14 protein-coding genes are annotated in these 18,429 nt (G+C 72.7%); 8 read left to right on the top strand and 6 right to left on the bottom strand.

From position 1 onward, the window contains the following. Nucleotides 1-40 precede the first annotated feature (40 nt). The gene (locus tag ACFY2Z_RS19715) at nt 41-223 is read right to left on the bottom strand and encodes a hypothetical protein (RefSeq protein ID WP_311691280.1); all 183 of its coding nucleotides are present in this window, start codon (nt 221-223) and stop codon (nt 41-43) included. Nucleotides 224-1,243: 1,020 nt separating this feature from the next. Between ACFY2Z_RS19715 and ACFY2Z_RS19710 the strand changes: the two genes are divergently transcribed. Continuing rightward, on the top strand, nt 1,244-4,165 hold the full coding sequence (locus tag ACFY2Z_RS19710; protein ID WP_390745390.1) for a SpoIIE family protein phosphatase: 2,922 nt from the start codon (nt 1,244-1,246) through the stop codon (nt 4,163-4,165). 58 nt (nt 4,166-4,223) lie between these two features. Here ACFY2Z_RS19710 and ACFY2Z_RS19705 read toward each other — a convergent pair whose 3' ends face one another. Next, nucleotides 4,224-4,673, bottom strand: a complete 450-nt coding sequence (locus ACFY2Z_RS19705; RefSeq protein ID WP_390745389.1) for a CoA-binding protein — start codon at nt 4,671-4,673, stop codon at nt 4,224-4,226. A 188-nt stretch (nt 4,674-4,861) separates the two neighbouring features. Here ACFY2Z_RS19705 and ACFY2Z_RS19700 point away from each other — a divergent pair, with 188 nt between their 5' ends. Together ACFY2Z_RS19700 and ACFY2Z_RS19695 are read left to right on the top strand one after the other, a co-directional pair. Continuing rightward, entirely contained in the window at nt 4,862-5,545 is a 684-nt protein-coding gene (locus tag ACFY2Z_RS19700) for a hypothetical protein (protein ID WP_390745388.1), read from the top strand. Beyond that, complete coding sequence (locus ACFY2Z_RS19695) at nt 5,542-6,084, top strand: SixA phosphatase family protein (protein WP_390745387.1); 543 nt, start codon at nt 5,542-5,544, stop codon at nt 6,082-6,084. Before ACFY2Z_RS19700 ends, ACFY2Z_RS19695 begins: the two co-directional genes overlap by 4 nt. A 48-nt stretch (nt 6,085-6,132) precedes the next feature. Here ACFY2Z_RS19695 and ACFY2Z_RS19690 read toward each other — a convergent pair whose 3' ends face one another. Further along, entirely contained in the window at nt 6,133-8,124 is a 1,992-nt protein-coding gene (locus ACFY2Z_RS19690; protein WP_390745386.1) for an amino acid transporter, read from the bottom strand. 251 nt (nt 8,125-8,375) lie between these two features. Between ACFY2Z_RS19690 and ACFY2Z_RS19685 the strand changes: the two genes are divergently transcribed. From ACFY2Z_RS19685 to ACFY2Z_RS19675, 3 genes are all read left to right on the top strand, one after another. Beyond that, nucleotides 8,376-9,014 carry a YigZ family protein gene (locus tag ACFY2Z_RS19685; RefSeq protein ID WP_390745385.1) on the top strand — a complete coding sequence of 213 codons (639 nt, stop codon included), beginning with the start codon at nt 8,376-8,378 and terminating at the stop codon, nt 9,012-9,014. A 559-nt stretch (nt 9,015-9,573) separates the two neighbouring features. Next, complete coding sequence (locus ACFY2Z_RS19680) at nt 9,574-10,731, top strand: exonuclease SbcCD subunit D (RefSeq protein WP_390745384.1); 1,158 nt, start codon at nt 9,574-9,576, stop codon at nt 10,729-10,731. 31 nt (nt 10,732-10,762) lie between these two features. After that, nucleotides 10,763-13,756: an AAA family ATPase gene (locus tag ACFY2Z_RS19675; RefSeq protein ID WP_390745383.1), complete on the top strand. Its 2,994-nt coding sequence runs from the start codon at nt 10,763-10,765 to the stop codon at nt 13,754-13,756. A gap of 12 nt (nt 13,757-13,768) precedes the next feature. Here ACFY2Z_RS19675 and ACFY2Z_RS19670 read toward each other — a convergent pair whose 3' ends face one another. Next, entirely contained in the window at nt 13,769-14,215 is a 447-nt protein-coding gene (locus ACFY2Z_RS19670; protein ID WP_355908245.1) for an Lrp/AsnC family transcriptional regulator, read from the bottom strand. Between the two features lie 124 nt (nt 14,216-14,339). Here ACFY2Z_RS19670 and ACFY2Z_RS19665 point away from each other — a divergent pair, with 124 nt between their 5' ends. Next, the gene (locus tag ACFY2Z_RS19665) at nt 14,340-14,801 is read left to right on the top strand and encodes a rhodanese-like domain-containing protein (RefSeq protein ID WP_390745382.1); all 462 of its coding nucleotides are present in this window, start codon (nt 14,340-14,342) and stop codon (nt 14,799-14,801) included. A gap of 53 nt (nt 14,802-14,854) precedes the next feature. On the opposite strand, the gene ACFY2Z_RS19660 is transcribed toward ACFY2Z_RS19665, so the two are convergent. Both ACFY2Z_RS19660 and ACFY2Z_RS19655 read right to left on the bottom strand, forming a co-directional pair. Next, nucleotides 14,855-16,549: a DUF885 domain-containing protein gene (locus ACFY2Z_RS19660; protein ID WP_390745381.1), complete on the bottom strand. Its 1,695-nt coding sequence runs from the start codon at nt 16,547-16,549 to the stop codon at nt 14,855-14,857. A 54-nt stretch (nt 16,550-16,603) separates the two neighbouring features. Then, complete coding sequence (locus ACFY2Z_RS19655; protein WP_390745380.1) at nt 16,604-17,107, bottom strand: Lrp/AsnC family transcriptional regulator; 504 nt, start codon at nt 17,105-17,107, stop codon at nt 16,604-16,606. 61 nt (nt 17,108-17,168) lie between these two features. On the opposite strand from ACFY2Z_RS19655, the gene ACFY2Z_RS19650 reads away from it, so the two are divergent. Continuing rightward, nucleotides 17,169-18,386: a trans-sulfuration enzyme family protein gene (locus ACFY2Z_RS19650; protein ID WP_390745379.1), complete on the top strand. Its 1,218-nt coding sequence runs from the start codon at nt 17,169-17,171 to the stop codon at nt 18,384-18,386. Nucleotides 18,387-18,429: the final 43 nt, after the last annotated feature.

Here is an 18,429-nt window from a genome sequence, read left to right as displayed (position 1 = left end):
CCGGCCGTCGTCGGGAAGTACGGCATCGGCGACGGCCGCCTCACCGCTTCTTCCAGAACGCCATCAGATCCGCCAGAGCTCTGATGATCTCGGGACGCTCCGACGCCTCCGCCTGGCGCAGACTGATGACGAGCGCCAGGAGGATCATGACGACGAAGAGGGCGACGGCGTAGAGGAAAAGCTGCGGAGCAACTCCGGCGACTTGCTCGAGTACGGCCCACATACTGCCTCCCGGACGGTCCCGGCCGCTGCCTGAGGGAAGACTTCGCCGGGGTGCGAGGACCTCCACGAAGGCAGGCGGACACCTGTCATCACACAGCGCCCGCCGGCTGCGCACCTCGGCCGCGTGGTACCAGGAGGGGAAGGCGGATCCGCTCGGGAAGCCTTCCGCTGTCTGGTCGGCACGATGTGGCGCCCGTGTGTCGAGAGGCTCGACGCCACTGCCGTGTTGTGCTGCTCCGCGAGTTCGGCGGGGACGGCGTCATCGAGTCCGGCGAGTTCGGTGCCTGGTGCGGCTCCGTCTCGTCGACGCTGGCGGTGGCGGGGGAGTTTCCTCGTCGCCGCCTGACCAGTTACTTCTCGGTATCAACCGTATCCGCGAGGCCCGCTCGAACACGGCTGACTCGCGCATGCGTTCACCCGTTGGGTCTCCTACGGGCCGTCCATGCAGGGGTTCCCGATCATCCGCGGGACGGATGCCGTCCTGTCACGGGCGAAGCGCAGCCCCTCTGCGACCGTCGTCGCCCGGCGATCCCCCGGGTCGCCGCCCGGCCGCCGACCTGGTAATCATGGGGGTCGAGTTCCTCGGGCCTGCCCGTGATGCCGTAGGACTTGCCCGTGATGCCGTAGGAGTCGAGGGGCCGTCGCTCGGCTGCGAACGGTTCGCCCGAAGGGGGCTCCGGTGAACCACCCGAGACGCCGCCGTGCTGATCCACCGGACAGGGCCTCAGCGGCGACGCTGAGTGAGCGGACGCGCCAGAGGGTCAACCGGAATGCAAGAGGGTTCCCGGCAGAGCTGAAAGCGCCGAAATCATTCGCATTAGGATGGATTCGACGGATGTAGATCGTTGCAGGTCCACATCCGATCGTATGCGGCTCAGCGGGTACCCCAAGCGGTGAGCGGAGGCGACAGTCGGCCGTGGTGAATGCCAGAAGCGATGCGGACAACACCGGCCCGTCCGCCTCGCCCGCCCATCCGCTGCGCCAGCAGCGGGGCCTGCGTACCATACCGACCGTGCGGCCCTTGGAGCGACACCTGCGGATGCGGCTGCTCGACGCCGTGGACGAGGACCGGCGAGATGTCGAGGTGCTGCTGACCGCGCTTCAGCAGGCGGTGGCCGAGGTGCACGGCCTGGGTGGCATGGTGCATCTCCCGGGCGCCGGCATGAGCGGCATCCTCTACCTGGTCGCGGAGAGTGGCCTGCCGGAGTCGATGACCCGACCCTGGCTGATCATCCCGGTACGGGGCACGGCGCCCCCCGGCAAGGCCGCCCGCGACGACACCGACATCTGGCAACCCGACCTGGCCCCGCCTGACCCGTTGCCGGGCCGGGGCCCCGCCGCCCTGTGGCCTTCCCGGCTCACCGCCGGCATCGGTCACCTGGCCGTCCCCATTCCGAGCGGTGGCCGGCGACGCGGCGCGCTCTCCGTCCTCTTCCCCCCGGGCGCCGAGCCCGGCGCGGCGGAGCGCGAGTTCCTGAACGAGGTGGCGGCGTGGATGTCCGGGAGGCTCAGGTCGTCCGGAATTCTCGATCCGTCCCCCAGCCTGCTGCGCGCCGTGGAGAACGGGCCAGGACCGCGGGAGGCCGCCGCCCCGCGGGACGCGGAACGGGTGCCATCCTTCACGTACACGTGGGACCTGTACACGGGCGAGCTGACCTCCGACCAGCCCGTCGAGGAGGTGCTGGCCGGCATCGATCCGGAGGTGATGAGCGGCGGCATCGAGGCGTGGGCGGACCTGATCCACCCGGACGACCTGCCAGGGGCGGTGGCCGGTTTCGACACGGGCATCCAGATGCGCGGCGGCTTCCAGGGCGAGTACCGGATCCGGCGCCAGGACGGCACCTACCTCTGGATCGAGGCCCGTGCCCGGACGATCACGGACGAAGAAGGGGCGCCGGTGAAGGTGATCGGCACCATCCGGGACAGCAGCGAAACACACGCCGCCGCCGAGTCGGTGGGGCGGGCGCTGCGACACATGAGCGACGGCTTCGTCTCCGTGGGCACGGACTGGCGCATCGGATTCCTCAATCACGCCGCCGAGCGGCTCCTCGGCGCCGCGGGAGATGTGGTCGGAGCCCTGCTCTGGGACATTCCCGCGGTACGTGCCGTGCCGGAGCTGGCGCAACAGTGCCGGGCCACGGTGGCCGAGGGTCAGCCGGCCGGACTCGACGTACCGGGGCCGGACGGGAGGTCCTGGTACCACCTGCGGCTGGTGCCGGTGCCGGAAGGCCTCACGCTCTACATCACCGACACCACCGAGCGGCATCTACGGGAGGTCGAGCGGGCCGCCGCGGAGCGGGCGGCCGCGGAGCGGGCGGCCCTGGTGCAGCGGATCACACGGGAGCTGGCCGAGGCCGTCACGGTCCAGGATGTGCTGGCGGCGGTGGCCGACGGCGTGATGACACCCCTGGGGGCCACCGGGTTCGTCATGCTCGGCGTGGTCGGCGACCGGCTGACCGTGGTCGGCTCCCGTGGATATTCGGAGGGCTTCAACCGGTTGCTGGACGGGCGGTGGACAGTACGGGACACCACCAACCCGGCTGGGGACGCCCTGCGCACCCGCGCCCCCCTGTACATATCCTCTCCGGAGGAGTTCCTGAAGCACTACCCGGAGACCGAGATCCTGATCCGGCAGGGCGGCAAGCAGGCGTGGGCCTTTCTGCCGCTGGCGGTATCGGGGCGCGGGATCGGCGCGGCGGTGATCAGCTTCAGCCGACCGCGGGTGCTGGACGATGACGAACGAACGCTGCTGACCGCGCTCAGCGGACTGATCGCGCAGGCCCTGGAGCGGGCCGGGCTCTACGACGAGGCGACGACCCGCGCCCGCACCCTCCAGCGCAGCCTGCTGCCGCAGGTCCTCCCCGAGTTGCCCCAGGTGACGGCTGCGGCGCGCTACCAGCCGGCCAAGCAGGGAGCCGACGTCGGCGGCGACTGGTACGACGTGATCCCTCTCTCTGCGGCCCGGGTGGCGCTCGTGATCGGCGACGTCATGGGCCACGGCATGGCCGAGGCCGCCACCATGGGCGCGCTCCGCACGGCCGTCCGCACCCTCTCGGAGCTGGAACTGCCGCCCGACGAAATCCTCAGCCGCCTCAACGACATCGTCGGTGAGCTGGGCACCGATGCCTTCGCGACCTGCCTGTACGGCATCTACGACCCGGTGACCCGGCGCCTGTCGTACGCCAGCGCAGGTCAGCCGCCCCCGGCGGTGGCCCATCCCGACGGCACCGTCACCTTCCTGTCCATGACCCCGGACCCGCCCCTGGGGGTGGCCGCTCCGCCCTTCGAGACCCTCGAGACCCTGCTTCCCGCCGACAGTCTGCTCGCCCTCTACAGCGACGGCCTGGTCGAGAGCAAGGACAGAGATGTCACCACCGGCATGAGCCGCCTCGCCGAGTTCCTCACCCAGTCCGTGAACGCCATGCCGACCGCACCGGCGGACGCGTCCGACCTGGACGCCCTCTGCGCCACCCTCACCTCCGCACTCCTCCCCGCCCATGGCGCGCTGGTGGACGACGCCGCCCTGCTGCTGGCTCGCACCCACCCGCTGGACGCGGAGGACGTGGCGGAGTGGCCGTTGCCGGAGGATCCGGTGGCGGCGGGCCAGGCCCGCGACCTGGTCCGCGCCCAGCTCGCCCGCTGGGAAATAGTCGACGAGGACCTGATCATGACCACCGAACTCCTGGTCAGCGAGCTGGTCGGGAACGTCATCCGGCACGCCTGCGGCCCCATCCGGCTGCGCATGCTCCGCAGCCGCGCGCTGATCTGCGAGGTCTCCGACGCCAGCCTGACCACGCCGCACATCCGCCACACCTCCGCCACCGACGAGGGCGGCCGCGGCCTGCAGCTCATCTCCGCACTCTGCCAGCGCTGGGGCACCCGCCACACCCGCACCGGGAAGTCCATCTGGACCGAACAGCCCCTCCCCACGACGCCGGCCTGACGGACCGACTCGCGCGGGGCCGTCGCCCCTCATGAACGCGGTCAGCCCGGCGGACCGACTAGAGCGTGTTGCGACTGTCCCGCCCGCTTCGCGACACCGCCTGGTCCAGCAGCGGAATCTCGATGGCCGGGCAGCGGTCCATCACCATGTCCAGCCCGGCCGCGCGCGTGCGTTCGTACGCACCTTCGTCGATCACGTCCAGCTGGAACCAGACGGCCTTGGCACCGATCGCGACGGCCTCGTCGGCGACCGGGCCCGCCAGGTCGCTGTTGACGAAGACGTCGACGACGTCGACCGGGAACGGGATCGCGTCCAGCGACGGGTATCCCTGCTCGCCGTGGACCGTCTCCGCCTTGGGGTGGACCGGCACGATCCGCTTGCCGTGGCGCTGGAGCACCGCGGCGACCCCGTAGGCGGCACGGCGCTGGTTCCCGGACAGTCCCACGATCGCCCAGGTGTCGCCCAGCTCGGTGAGGATCTTGCGGATCGTTGCTGAGTCGCCGTACACGGCCGGTCTCCTTCGACGTCCCGCGACGCGGCGGACCCGCGCCGTCTGCTGTGGGGCAACCGTGGGCGGGACAGAGGGATTCCCCGCGCGGCGACGACTGCCACCGACGACCGTACGGTGGACCGCCCCTTGCCCGGAACGGGCCCCTCCTCGCTGCGCCGGAGCTCTTGTGCGCCTACGCTCGCTCCGTGCTCCGTATCATCGACGCTCGCAACGGCGAGCCCACCGGCGTCCGTCCCGGCCTGGTCCGTGTCCACGCCCATGTCACCGGGGCCGACACCGCCGCGCTGAGGGTGCTGCTGATGGCCGATGTACTGGCCCGGGCCCTGGAACTCGGCGGAACTCCCGTGGTCACGGTCGCCGCCCCGTCCGATGCCCTCCGGGAACGCGCCGACGCCCTCGGCATCCGTCCCGCGGAGCCGGACGCGCCGGGTCTCGGCCGCGCCCTGCACGTGGTAGGGGCGGAGCACACCGCACCCGACGGGGTGTGCATCGAGGTCGCCCCGGCCACCGGACCGGCCGACACCGCAGCCTCGCCGTCGGCCGTACGTCTCGCCCTGCTCGCCCGCCCCCGCCGGGACCCCGTCGACCTCGACCCGGCCGCCCTGACCGCGGCGCACGACACACTCGGGCGCTGGCGCGGGGCCGTGGCCGACTGGGCGGTCCACCCCTCGCGGCCCATCCCGGAGCAGGTGCGGCAGGATCTGCGCGCCGCCTGGGAGAACGACCTCGACGTACCGGGCGTCCTGGAGGTGCTGGAGCGAGTGGAGGGCGACGACGACCTGCCGGCGGGCGCACGCTTCGAGACCTACGCCTACGCCGACCGCCTGCTCGGCCTGGACCTGGCCCGCGAGATCGGGGCCCGGGCATGACCACCCGCGCCGGGCACGGCCCGCTGCGCCGGCTCGTGGTCCTGCGGCACGCCAAGTCCGCCTGGCCCGACGGTGTCGCCGACCACGAACGGCCCCTCGCGCCCCGCGGCCGCCGGGACGCCCCGGCCGCCGGACGTGCCCTCGCCGAGGCCGACTGCCTGCCCGACCTCGCGCTGTGCTCCACCGCCGTGCGCGCCCGCCAGACCTGGCTGCTGGCCTCGGCCCAGTGGGGCACCCCGCCGCCCGTACGGTTCGACCCGCGGCTGTACGCCGCCGACGTGTCCGATCTGCTGGAGGCCGTGCACGAGACGCCACCCGAGGTGGAGACCCTGCTGCTGATCGGGCACAACCCGGAGCTCACGGACCTGGTGCTCGCCCTCGCCGGGCAGGGCCTCGACGACACGCTGGAGCGCGTCGGTACCAAGTTCCCCACCGCGGCGATCGCCGTCCTCGCCGCCCACGGCCCCAGTTGGGAGGCCCTCGCCCCCGGCAGGGCCATCCTGACGGAGATGACCGTGCCGAGGGGCGAGAAGGAGTAGCCACGGGACGAAACGGCTGCGGGAAGAGTCAGCCACGGGACGGAACAGCTATCCGACGTGGATGCGGGGGCGGCGCGCCGGCTCCGGCTCGGCGCGGCGCAGCACTTCGCGGGTGACCGGTGCGACCTCGCCGTCGCCGAACACCAGGAAGCGCAGCAGATGGCTGAACGGGGCGCCCTCGGTCCAGTTGAAGTAGGCGTGCGGCACCTGGCCGGTGCGGTCGCGCAGCTCCATCAGGACGGCCGCGATGGTGTTGGGGACGGTCGCCCCGGACACCCGCAGCCTGCGCACCCCGTACTTCTCGTCGCCGTGCACCCTCAGATCGGCGCTGAAGTCCGAGGAGTCGGTGACGAAGACCTCCAGGAACAGCACCGGCCGCCCGTCCGGGATATGGGTCTGCTCGCGCTGGCTGTACTCCTTGGCGCGGTACTCCCGTCTGCTGTGCTCCTGGGGCTCGTTGGCGATCAGCCGCAGCGGTCCGTGCGCGGCCGCCTCCTCGACGAACCTCGTCGCCGGGTCGTCGAAGGTGACGGTCGCGGCGCGCAGTTCGAAGGCGCGGTGCACCCGTGAGGCGAACGACGTGATCAGGATCGCGAGGATGAAGATCAGTGCGATCTTCAGGCCGTCGGGGCGCTCGATCACATTCGTGACCAGGGTGTACATCAAGACGGCGGTGATCGCTCCGAAGCCGAGCGCGGCGGCCCGGTGACCGCGCCGGTGCGCGGCGACCGTCGAGGCGAACGCCGCGGAGAGCATCAGCACGAGCACGCCCGTCGCGTAGGCGCCGCTCTGGGCGTCGACATCGGCGTGGAACCACAGCGTGATGACCACGGCGGCCGCCATGAAGACCAGTACCAGGGGCCGCACGGCACGGGTCCACTCCGGCGCCATGCCGTAGCGCGGCAGATAGCGCGGCACCAGGTTGAGCAGGCCGGCCATGGCGGAGGCGCCGGCGAACCAGAGGATCGCGATGGTGGCGACGTCGTAGACCGTGCCGAACGCCCCGCCCAGCTGCTCGTGCGCGAGATAGGCCAGCGCGCGTCCGTTGGCGGGGCCGCCGCTCTTGAAGGCCTCCTGCGGAATCAGGATCGTCGTCGCCAGGCTGGACAGCAGCAGGAGACAGCTCATGATCACGGCAGCCGTGGTGAGCAGCTTGCGCGTGTCACGCACCCGTCCGGTCGGACGGTCGTAGGTGTCCGACGGATCGCCCTTGATCTGCGGCATCACCGCCACGCCCGTCTCGAAGCCGGACATGCCGAGCGCCAGCTTCGGGAAGACGAGCAGCGCCACACCGATCATCGCGAGCGGCGAGGAGTGCTCGGTGGTCATCGCGTCCGTCCAGCCGCCGATCTTCACCGGGTGGCTCAGCACCTCCCAGACGGCGACCGCGAGCACGACCACGTTGAGGCTCAGATAGGTAGCGACCAGGGCCACCGCGATGCCGATGGCCTCCTTGAACCCCTTCAGGAAGACGGCGCCGAGCGCGGCGAGCAGAAACAGGGTGATCCAGGCGTTGGCGCCGTGTGCCCAGTGCGGAGCGTACGGGTTCTCCACGACGTGCGCGGCGGCGTCCGCGGCCGACAGAGTCATCGTGATCATGAAGTCGGTGGCCGCGAAGCCCAGCAGCACCAGTACCAGGATCTTCCCCGCCCACCACGGCAACAGTCGCTCCAGCATGGCGATCGAGCCCTCGCCGTGCGGGCTCTCCCGGGCCACCCGGCGGTAGACGGGGAGGGCGCCGAAGAGGGTCAGCGCGATCAGCACGAGCGTTGCGAGCGGCGACAGCAGGCCGGCCGCGAGGGCGGCGATACCGGGCTGGTAGCCGAGGGTGGAGAAGTAGTCCACACCCGTCAGGCACATGACGCGCCACCAGGGGTGCCCTTCGTGCGCGGCGTCCGGGGCGGCGTGCGGGCCCGGGTGCCGGGCCGCCCGCTCGCTCAGGCCTTCCAGCAGCCAGGCCCGCCAGCGGGCCTTCGCGGGGGCGGGCGGCAAGTGGCCGGGCTCGTCGGTGTCCGGACTCTCCACCTGGGTGCCGGTCATGCTGTAGCTCTCTCCTGTGCTCGCTCGGGCAGCCTCGCGGGGCCGCGGCTCCGGCCCGGGCCCTGGACGCCCCGGAACCCGGCAACGACGAGCGAGTATCCATCACGGGGCAGTGTGCCCGGGCGTCCGGGGGCGGACGCGCCGAGGGGAGACGAACCGGTGAGATGTGCGGCACACCTGGTGGGAGGCACCGGGCGGGCGCGGAGTCGCCCTCGTGCCGTGCTTCCGGGAGCGCCGCATAGGCTGGCGTGATGCAGGACGAGTACCGCACAGTCGCCCGCGCGGGCGTGCACGAGACCGAGGTCAACCGCTCCCGTTTCCTGTGCGCCCTCGCCCCGGCCGCCACCGAACAGGAGGCGCAGGACTTCATCGCCGAGGTCCGCAAGGAGCACGCCGACGCCACCCACAACTGCTTCGCGTACGTCATCGGTGCCGACGCCGCGATCCAGAAGGCGAGCGACGACGGCGAACCGGGCGGCACCGCGGGCGTCCCCATGCTCCAGATGCTGCTGCGCCGCGACATGCGGTACGTCGTCGCCGTCGTCACCCGCTACTACGGCGGGGTGAAGCTCGGCGCGGGCGGGCTCATCAGGGCCTACGGGGGTGCCGTCGGCGAGGCCCTGGACACGCTCGGCACCCTGACCCGCCGCCGGTTCCGGCTCGCCACGGTGACGGTGGACCACCAGCGCGCGGGCAAGGTGCAGAACGATCTGCGGGCGACCGGCCGCGAGGTGCGCGACGTGCGCTACGGCGAGGCCGTGACCATCGAGATCGGGCTGCCCGACGCCGACGTCGAGGCCTTCCGGGCCTGGCTCGCGGACGCCACCGCGGGCACCGCCGGGTTCGAACCGGGCGGGGAGGCCTACAGGGACGCGGACTCGGGGCGGTGAGGGCTCCGGGGACACGTTTTCAGGGCGGTGAGGGCTCCGGTGTGACGTTCTCCTCGTCGGTCCGCCTGCCGGACTGGTAGACGGTCACGAAGACGCCGCAGCACGGGAGTTGTGTCGCGATGCGCCCCGGACAGGCGGTGGAACTCGGCGCGGCCGAGCTGTCCGGCAAACCTTCCCGGCCACAGCAACTGGGCGCCGGACTCGAAGAGGTGTCCGCAACCCCGGGTGAGAAACATCGGCACGCCGAAGAGCAGCAGGAACGACGACGCGGCCCGGGCGCGGGGGTCGTGGTGGGCGGCCGGTATCCGGCGGTGAGGGAGGACGGGAAGAAGACCGCCTCCTCGCTCTCTGTGCCGGAGGCGGCGACCGGCGGCGTACCGCAGCCGGGAAATCATGGACATTTACGGTTATTTGGGGGTGGATGGGGATGGCCGGGCGGGGGAGTGGTGGCTCAGGTGGCGGCAGGCGTTAGCGTGGTGGGTGCTGACCGTGAGCCCGCGTTGGTCGGTGCTGGTCATTGAGGCTTTCCAGGGGGAGACATGCAGGTCGGAGCGGTTTCTTGAGATTGCTGCACACGTCCGACTGGCATCTGGGCCGGGCCTTCCACCGCGTGAACATGCTCGACGCCCAGGCCGCGTTCATCGACCACCTCCTCGCGACCGTGCGCGAGCGCGGCGTGGACGCCGTGGTCGTGTCGGGAGACGTGTACGACCGGGCGGTGCCGCCCCTGGCCGCGGTCGAGCTCTTCGACGACGCCCTGCACCGACTCGCCGACCTGGGCGTGCCCACGGTGATGATCTCCGGGAACCACGACTCGGCACGCCGCCTCGGCGTCGGCGCGGGTCTCCTCGGCCGCGCGGGCGTCCATCTGCGCACCGAGCCCGCCGCCTGCGGCACCCCCGTCATGCTCGCGGACACCCACGGGGACGTCGCCTTCTACGGCCTGCCGTATCTGGAACCTGCCCTGGTCAAGGACGAGTTCAGCACGAAGGCGGGGCACGAGGCGGTGCTCGCGGCCGCCATGAACCGGGTCCGCGCCGACCTCGCCACGCGCCCGCCGGGCACCCGCTCCGTCGTCCTCGCCCACGCCTTCGTCACCGGGGGCGAGCCCAGCGACAGCGAGCGGGACATCACGGTCGGCGGGGTCGCCGCGGTGCCCGCGGGCGTCTTCGCCGGGGTGGACTACGCGGCCCTGGGCCATCTGCACGGCAGCCAGACCATCACCGAGCGCGTGCGCTACTCCGGCTCCCCGCTGCCGTACTCCTTCTCGGAGGCCGGCCACCGCAAGAGCATGTGGCTCGTCGACCTCGGGGCCGACGGCTCCGTCACGGCGAACCGTGTCGACTGCCCGGTGCCGCGCCCCCTCGCCCGGATCCGGGGGAGACTCGAGGACCTCCTCGTGGATCCGGAGCTGGAGCGCCACGAGGAGGCCTGGCTGGAGGCCACGCTCACCGACCCGGTGCGGCCCGCCGAGCCGATGGCCCGGCTGGCCGGGCGCTTCCCGCACACGCTCAGCCTCGTCTTCGACCCCGAGCGCGCCCCCGAGGACCCCGCCGCGTCGTACGCGCGGCGGCTGGCGGGCCGCTCCGACCAGCAGATCGCGGAGGACTTCGTGGCCCATGTGCGCGGAGCGGGACCCGACGCACACGAACGGGCGGTGCTCCAGGACGCGTTCGACGCGGTACGCGCCGACGACACCGTTCGGGAGATCGCGTGACCTCGCGCGCCCGGGACACGGAGGGCGCCCCGTGAGGCTGCACCGGCTCGACATCACCGCCTTCGGCCCCTTCGGCGGCACCCAGCGTGTCGACTTCGACGCGCTGTCCGCCGCCGGGCTGTTCCTGCTCCACGGACCCACGGGCGCGGGCAAGACCTCGGTCCTGGACGCCGTGTGCTACGCGCTGTACGGGGCCGTGCCCGGCGCCCGGCAGAGCGGCCAGGGCCTCACCCTGCGCAGCGACCACGCGGCGCCGGGCACCCGCACCGAGGCCCGGCTCGAACTCACCGTCGCCGGACGCCGGCTGGAGATCACCCGGCAACCCCCGTGGGAGCGCCCCAAGAAGCGCGGCACCGGCACGACGACCGACAAGGCTCAGACCTGGCTGCGCGAGTACGACGCGACCCATGGCGCCTGGAAGGACCTCAGCCGTTCCCACCAGGAGATCGGCGAGGAGATCACCCAGCTGCTCGGCATGAGCCGTGAGCAGTTCTGCCAGGTCGTGCTGTTGCCGCAGGGCGACTTCGCCCGTTTTCTGCGCGCCGACGCCGAGGCCCGCGGCAAGCTGCTGGGCCGTCTCTTCGACACCCGCCGCTTCGCCGAGGTCGAGAAGCGTCTCGCGGAGCGGCGCCGCGCCACCGAGGCCGAGGTGCGCGAGGGGGACGCGGCACTGCTCGCCGACGCGCACCGGATGCAGCAGGCCGCGGGCGACGCGTTGCCCCTGCCGGACCTGCAACCGGGCGACCCGGGACTCGCCACCGCCGTCCTCGGCTGGGCCGCCGTCGCCCGGAGCACCGCCCGGGAGCGGCTCACGATCGCGCAGTGCGCGCGGACGGCCGCGGAGTCGGCGCGTTCCGCCGCCGAGCGCGTTCTCGACGACGTACGCGAACGGGCGCGGCTCCAGCGCCGGTTCGCCGAGGCCCGGGAGCGCGCGGCCCTGCTCGAACAGCGGGCCGACGCCCACCGGGAGGCGCAGGGACGCATGGAGCGCTCCCGGAAGGCCGAGGCCGTCGCGCCCGCCCTCGAATTGCGGAAGTCCGCCGAGACCGAGCACCGCGGGGCCGCCGCCGAGGAGGCACGCACGCGTGCCGTGCTCCCGGAGACGTTCGCGGACGCCGGAGCGGCCGGTCTCGCCGCCGCCGCCCGCCGTGCCGCCGAGGAGCTGGGCGGCCTGGAGTCGGCCCGCCGTGCCGAGCGGCGACTGGCCGCCATCACCGCGGAACGGGCGGACCTGGACCGCGAGGAGCGCGCCGACGAGGCCGTCCTCCAGGACGCCGGGGACTGGCTCGCCGAATGGGAGGAGACGCGCACGGGCCTGCAGGCCCGGATCGACTCCGCTCAGGAGGACGCGGCCCGGGCCGAGCAGCTCGCGGTGCAGCGCGAGCCCGCGCGCAAGCGGCTGGCGGCGGCCCGCGAGCGGGACCGGCTGACCGGGGAGGCCGAAGCCGCCCAGGCCCGTGCCCTCGCTGCCCGGGAACGCGCGCTCACGGCCCATGAGCACTGGCTCGACCTCAAGGAACAGCGCCTCAAGGGCATTGCCGCCGAACTCGCCGCCGGGCTCCTCGACGGCGAACCCTGCGCCGTGTGCGGAGCGACCGACCACCCCGCGCCCGCGCGGAAGGTCGCCGGACACGTCGACCGACAGGCGGAGGAGAAGGCCCTCGCCGCGCATCGGCACGCGGAGGAGCAGCGCGCCGAGGACGAACGGCGGCTCGGCGCCGTACGCGAGGCACTGGCCGCCGCCACCGCCGAGGCCGGTGAGGAGCCGACCGCCGAACTGGCCGCCCGGGCGCAGGACGTGGAGCGGCTCTACGGCATGGCCCGCGACGGCGCCACCCGGCTGCACGCGGCGCAGGAGGACCTGCGCCGGGCCGAGCACGAGCGGGAGCGACGGACCGCGGCCCGTCAGGAAGCCGACGTGCGCGGGGCGGCCCGGACCTCCCGCAGGGAGGCCCTGGAGAGGGAATGCCTCGCGCTGGAGGAGGAGTTGGCCCAGGCCCGGGGCGACGCCGTGAGTGTGGCCGCACGCTCGGCGCAGCTGGAACGCCGGGCCGCCCTGCTCACCGACGCGGCCGACGCCGCCCGCGCCGCTCAGGACGCCGCACAGCGGCTCAAGGAGGCCGACGCGCGCCTGGCCGACGCGGCCTTCCGCGCCGGGTTCGACACCCCGCAGGCCGCGGCCGCCGCACTCCTGGACGACACGGCCCACCGCGAGCTGCAGCGACGGCTCGACGCCTGGCAGCAGGAACAGGCCGCCGTGCGCGCGATGCTGGCCGAGGCCGGCACCACGGCCGCCGCGCAGCAGCCGCCCGCCGATCTCGCCGCTGCGGAAGGGGCCGCCGACATCGCGGCCCGGCGCCTCCAGGAGGCGGTCTCCGCACTGGACGCGGCGATGAGCCGCTGCGCCGAACTCGACCGGTTGTCGGCGCGCGCCACCGCGTTCGTACGGCGGCTCGCGCCGCTGCGCGAGGAGTACGACCGGGTGGCCCGGCTGGCGTCGCTGACGGCCGGCACCTCCGCCGACAACGAACGCAGGATGCGGCTGGAGTCGTATGTGCTCGCCGCCCGCCTCGAACAGGTGGCGGCCGCCGCGACCGCGCGGCTGCAGCGCATGTCCTCCGGCCGCTACACCCTCGTCCACTCCGACGACCGCTCGGGACGCGGCCGCAGCGGTCTCGGACTTCATGTCGTCGACGCGTGGACGGGGCGGGAGCGGGACACCGCGACGCTCTCCGGCGGGGAGACGTTCTTCGCCTCCCTCGCCCTCGCCCTGGGCCTCGCGGACGTCGTCACCGACGAGGCCGGCGGGGTCCGGCTCGACACGCTCTTCATCGACGAGGGGTTCGGCAGTCTCGACGACCAGACCCTCGACGAGGTCCTCGACGTGCTGGACTCCCTGCGGGAGAGGGACCGCAGCGTGGGCATCGTCAGCCACGTCGGGGATCTGCGGCGGCGCATCCACGCGCAGCTGGAGATAGTCAAGGGAAGAACGGGCTCGGCCGTACGGCAGCGGGGAGCCGGCTGAGGCGGGAGCCGGTCAGTTGCCGAGGGGACGCTGGGGGAGAGGTGACGAGTAGACGACACTCGTCGTCACCGAACCCAGCGCGCCGATCCGGCCCGACACCTCCTCGAGGTGGCGCATCGAGCGTGCCGCGACCTTGATGACGAAACAGTCGTCCCCGGTGACGTGGTGCGCCTCCAGGATCTCCGGTGTGGTGGCCACGAGGTCGTGGAACGGACGGTAGTTGCCGTTCGGGTAGCGCAGGCGGACGAACGCGAGGATCGACAGGCCCAGGCGCTCGGGGTCGACCACCGCCGCATACCCCTTGATGACGCCCGCCTCCTCGAGCCGGCGCACCCGTTCGGTGACCGCGCTCGCGGACATGGAGACGGCACGGGCCAGTTCGGCATAGCTGGCCCGGCCCTCGCGCTGCAGGACGTCGAGGATGCGCCAGTCGGTGGCGTCCGGGGAATACGCGGTCATCACCGAGAGATAGCAGGGGAATCCCCGGCAGATCAAGGGGTGTGCCGGGGATCGCGCCTTCAGACCGCCGGTCGACGGCCATAGATTCATGGCGCGTCGAGACCCGCGAGAGAAGGGCCCACCCATGACCACCAGCCCCGTAGCCGTCAACCCCGTCCTGGGCGTCGCCCCGGCCGCCCCGGCCGTCGCCGCCGCCCACTTCCGGGCGAGCCTCGCCTTTCACACCGATGTGGCCGACGTCGCCGCGGCGCTGTCGGCGGGCGGCGACCCCGGTTTCGTCGTCCTCGACTCGCGCTCGACGCAGGCGTGGGAGCAGGGGCATGTCCCCGGCGCGGTCCATCTGCCCACCGCGCTCGTCCCCGACCGGGCGGGGCAACTGCTCGACAGGTCCGTGCCGGTGGTCACGTACTGCTGGGGCCCGAGCTGCAACGGCGCGGCCCGGGCGGCCCTCGCCCTCGCCGAACTGGGCTTCCAGGTCAAGGAGATGCTCGGCGGGTTCGAGTACTGGGTGCGCGAGGGACTCGCCTACGACACCGGACAGGAACCCGCCGGACCCGCGGCCGTCGCAGGCGACTGCGGCTGCTGACCTGACCGCCGGGCCCCCGCCGGTGGCGTGAACCCGGCCGCGCGCGGGTGAGGTCAGAGCCGGGACAGCTCGTCCACCAGGTCGTCCAGGCCCAGGGAGCCCTGCGAGAGCGCCGCCATGTGCCAGGCCTTCGCGTCGAACGCCTCGCCGTGGCGCTTCCTGGCGTTCTCGCGGCCCAGCAGCCAGGCGCGCTCGCCGAGCTTGTAGCCGGTCGCCTGGCCGGGCATGCAGAGGTAGCGGATCAGCTCGCTCTCCACGAAGTCCGCCGGCCGGCTGCTGTGCGCGCCGAAGAACTCCTGCGCCAGTTCCGGCGTCCAGCGCTCGCCCGGATGGAACGGCGAGTCCGCCGGGATCTCCAGCTCCAGATGCATGCCGATGTCGATGATCACGCGGACCGCCCGCATCATCTGCGCGTCCAGATAGCCGAGCCGTTGCTCCGGATCCGTGAGGAAGCCCAGCTCGTCCATGAGGCGCTCGGCGTACAGGGCCCAGCCCTCCATGTTGGCGCTCACCCCGCCCACCGTCGCCTGGTAGCGGGAGAGGTCCTCCGCCACGTGCGCCCACTGGGCGAGCTGGAGGTGGTGGCCGGGCACGCCCTCGTGGTACCAGGTCGAGACCAGGTCGTACACCGGGAACCGGGTCTGCCCCATCGTGGGCAGCCAGGTCCGGCCCGGGCGGGAGAAGTCGGCGGACGGCGCCGTGTAGTACGGCGCCGCGGCGCTGCCGGGCGGCGCGATGCGCGACTCCACCTTCCGTACCCGCTCCGCGAGTTCGAAGTGCGTGCCGTCGAGCGCCTCGATCGCCTCGTCCATCAGAGCCTGGAGCCAGGCGCGGGTCTCGTCGACGCCCTCGACGTGGGCACCGTGCTCGTCGAGGTGCGCGAGCGCCACCCACGGCGTCTCGGCGCCGGGCAGGATCTTCTCGGCCTCCTTCTTCATCTCGCCGAGAATGCGGTGGTACTCGGACCAGCCGTACGCGTACGCCTCGTCGAGGTCCAGGTCGGTGCCGTTGAAGTAGCGGGACCAGCGGGCGTAGCGCTCACGGCCGACCGTCTCAGGCGCGCCCTCGACCGCGGGTGCGTACACATCGCGCATCCAGTCCCGCAGCTCGACGACGGCCGCGCTCGCCGCACGCGCGGCCTCGTCCAGCTCCGTACGCAGCGACGCCGGCCCCGACGAGGCGAAGTCCTCGAACCAGCCGTGGCCCTCGCCGTCCACGTCCGACCACTCGGTGAGCTGTTCGACGAACGTGGCGGTCGCGCGCGGGCCGGCGTGCAGCTTGCGCTCCAGACCGAGGACGAGGGACTCGCGGTAGCCGCGCAGGGCGGCCGGTACGGCCCGCAGCCGCTCGGTGACCGCGGCCCAGTCCTCCTCCGTCGCGGTGGGAGTGATCGTGAAGACGTCACGCACGGAGTGCACCGGGGTGTGCAGATTGCCCACGATCCTGAGGCCCTCGTCCGCCTCGTGAACGGCGAGCTCCGCGGTCAGCCGCTCGCGCAGCAGCCGCGCACACCGACGCTCGATGTCGCTGTCCGCGCCGGGTAGGCGCTCCGCCTCGTCGAGACGCGCGAGGGTCGCCCGCGCCAGCTCGGCGAGTGCTTCCTGTCCCGCGGGCGAGGTGTCGGGCAGCCTGCTCGCGCTTTCCTTCACACCGAGGTAGGTGCCGGTGACCGGGTCGAGGGCGACGAGGTCGTCGACATAGGCGTCGGCGACCTCCCGGGGCAGAAGTCTCCTGGTGGTGTCTGACATGCGGACCATCCTCTACGGTGACGTGGTCCGCGTCACGGGGTTTCCGCGCTCGGCTTACGCCTGCTCAGCGGGTTTCGGCGCGCTCTGGCCGGGTGGCAGCAGCGGACCGCAGTCCCACTGCTGGAAGATCAGCCGGGTCTCCACCCGCGCCACTTCGCGCCGGGCCGTGAACTCGTCCAGAACCAGGCGCTGGAGATCGGCCATGTCTGCAACCGCGACATGCACCAGATAGTCGTCGGGTCCGGTGAGATGGAAGACCGTACGGGACTCGGGCAACGCCCGGATCCGCTCCACGAAGGGTCCCACCAGTTCCCGTCGATGCGGTCTGACCTGCACCGACAGCAGCGCTTCGAGTCCGCGCCCGAGCTTCGCCGGGTCCAGTCGCAGCTGGTGGCCGAGAATCACACCCGAACGGCGCAGCCGGGTCACCCGGTCCAGACAGGTCGAGGGAGCCACGCCCACCTGGGCCGCCAGATCGCGGTAGGTCGTCCGGGCGTCGTTCTGCAACAGGCGCAGAAGGTGGAGATCCACCGGGTCCAGTACGACAGATTCGGCCATGCGCCGAACGTAACACGGGTGCCGCCGCCACGACCCCGTGTGGTGTTCAGGCTGCGGGCCCATGGATGCCCGCACTCAGGACACGCAGAATCGATTCCCCGTCGGCGACCTGCCCGGCCTCCGGGCACTGGCCACCGAGGCCGTGCACGCCGGGCGTGAGGACCTCGTCGCCCAGGGGTTGCACGCCGCGCCCATCGACCTCTCCACCACCTACCCCTCCTACGACAGCCGTGGGGAGGCGGCCCGGATCGACGCTTTCGCGGCCGACGGCGGGGAGCCTGCCGGCCCGCCCGTCTACGCGCGGCTCGGCAACCCGACCGTCGCCCGCTTCGAGACCGCGCTCGCCCGGCTGGAGGGCACCGAGAGCGCCGTCGCCTTCGCCAGCGGGATGGCCGCGCTGAGCGCCGTGCTGCTGGCGCGGAACGCGCTCGGGCTGCGCCATGTGGTGGCCGTACGACCGCTGTACGGCTGCAGCGACCATCTGCTGAACGCCGGACTGCTGGGCTCGGAGGTGACCTGGACCGACCCGGCGGGCATCGCGGCGGCGCTGCGCCCCGACACCGGTCTCGTCATGGTCGAGTCGCCGGCCAACCCGACGCTCGCGGAGGTCGACCTGCGCGCGATCGCCCACGCCTGCGGCTCGGTCCCGCTGCTCGTGGACAACACCTTCGCGACGCCCGTGCTGCAGCGCCCCGCCGAGCACGGCGCCCGGCTGGTGCTGCACAGCGCCACCAAGTACCTCGGCGGCCACGGCGATGTGATGGGCGGCGTGGTGGCGTGCGACGAGGAGCTGGCGCGCCGGCTGCGCCAGGTGCGCTTCGCGACGGGCGCGGTGCTGCATCCGCTCGCCGGCTATCTGCTGCTGCGTGGTCTGTCGACGCTGCCGATACGGGTCCGGGCCGCGTCCGCCACCGCCGCCGAACTCGCCGGCCGGCTCGCCGCCGATCCCCGCGTCGCCCGAGTGCACTACCCGCGCATCGGCGGCGCGATGATCGCCTTCGAGGTGCACGGCGATCCGCACGCGGTGATCGGCGGGGTCCGGCTGATCACTCCCGCGGTGAGTCTCGGCAGCGTGGACAGCCTCATCCAGCACCCCGCGTCGATCAGCCACCGCATCGTCGACGAGCCCGACCGTCAGGGCGCCGGGGTGAGCGACCGGTTGCTGCGGCTGTCGGTGGGCCTGGAGGACGTCGAGGACCTGTGGACCGATCTCGACGGGGCGCTCGGGGCCGCGGCGACCGACGGCGAGCGGCGGACGGAAGAGGTCGCGGAGCGGTAACGGGCACCCTCTTCGCCCGGGTCCCCGGGGAAGCCGAACGGCC

Origin of the sequence: Streptomyces sp. NPDC001222 (assembly GCF_042896945.1) — a bacterium.
Lineage (GTDB): Bacteria > Actinomycetota > Actinomycetes > Streptomycetales > Streptomycetaceae > Streptomyces > Streptomyces gibsoniae.
The sequence above is the reverse complement of the archived record's forward strand: the minus strand, read 5'-3'. Positions and strand labels throughout refer to the sequence as shown.

Excerpts from the sequence above, each read along its gene's own strand:
- ACFY2Z_RS19685 (WP_390745385.1), top strand. The coding sequence starts at position 8,376 with ATGCAGGACGAGTACCGCACAGTCGCCCGCGCGGGCGTGCACGAGACC.
- ACFY2Z_RS19665 (WP_390745382.1), top strand. The coding sequence starts at position 14,340 with ATGACCACCAGCCCCGTAGCCGTCAACCCCGTCCTGGGCGTCGCCCCG.
- ACFY2Z_RS19650 (WP_390745379.1), top strand. The coding sequence starts at position 17,169 with ATGGATGCCCGCACTCAGGACACGCAGAATCGATTCCCCGTCGGCGAC.
- ACFY2Z_RS19670 (WP_355908245.1), bottom strand. The coding sequence starts at position 14,215 with ATGACCGCGTATTCCCCGGACGCCACCGACTGGCGCATCCTCGACGTC.
- ACFY2Z_RS19690 (WP_390745386.1), bottom strand. The coding sequence starts at position 8,124 with ATGACCGGCACCCAGGTGGAGAGTCCGGACACCGACGAGCCCGGCCAC.
- ACFY2Z_RS19660 (WP_390745381.1), bottom strand. The coding sequence starts at position 16,549 with ATGTCAGACACCACCAGGAGACTTCTGCCCCGGGAGGTCGCCGACGCC.
- ACFY2Z_RS19695 (WP_390745387.1), top strand. The coding sequence starts at position 5,542 with ATGACCACCCGCGCCGGGCACGGCCCGCTGCGCCGGCTCGTGGTCCTG.
- ACFY2Z_RS19655 (WP_390745380.1), bottom strand. The coding sequence starts at position 17,107 with ATGGCCGAATCTGTCGTACTGGACCCGGTGGATCTCCACCTTCTGCGC.
- ACFY2Z_RS19715 (WP_311691280.1), bottom strand. The coding sequence starts at position 223 with ATGTGGGCCGTACTCGAGCAAGTCGCCGGAGTTGCTCCGCAGCTTTTC.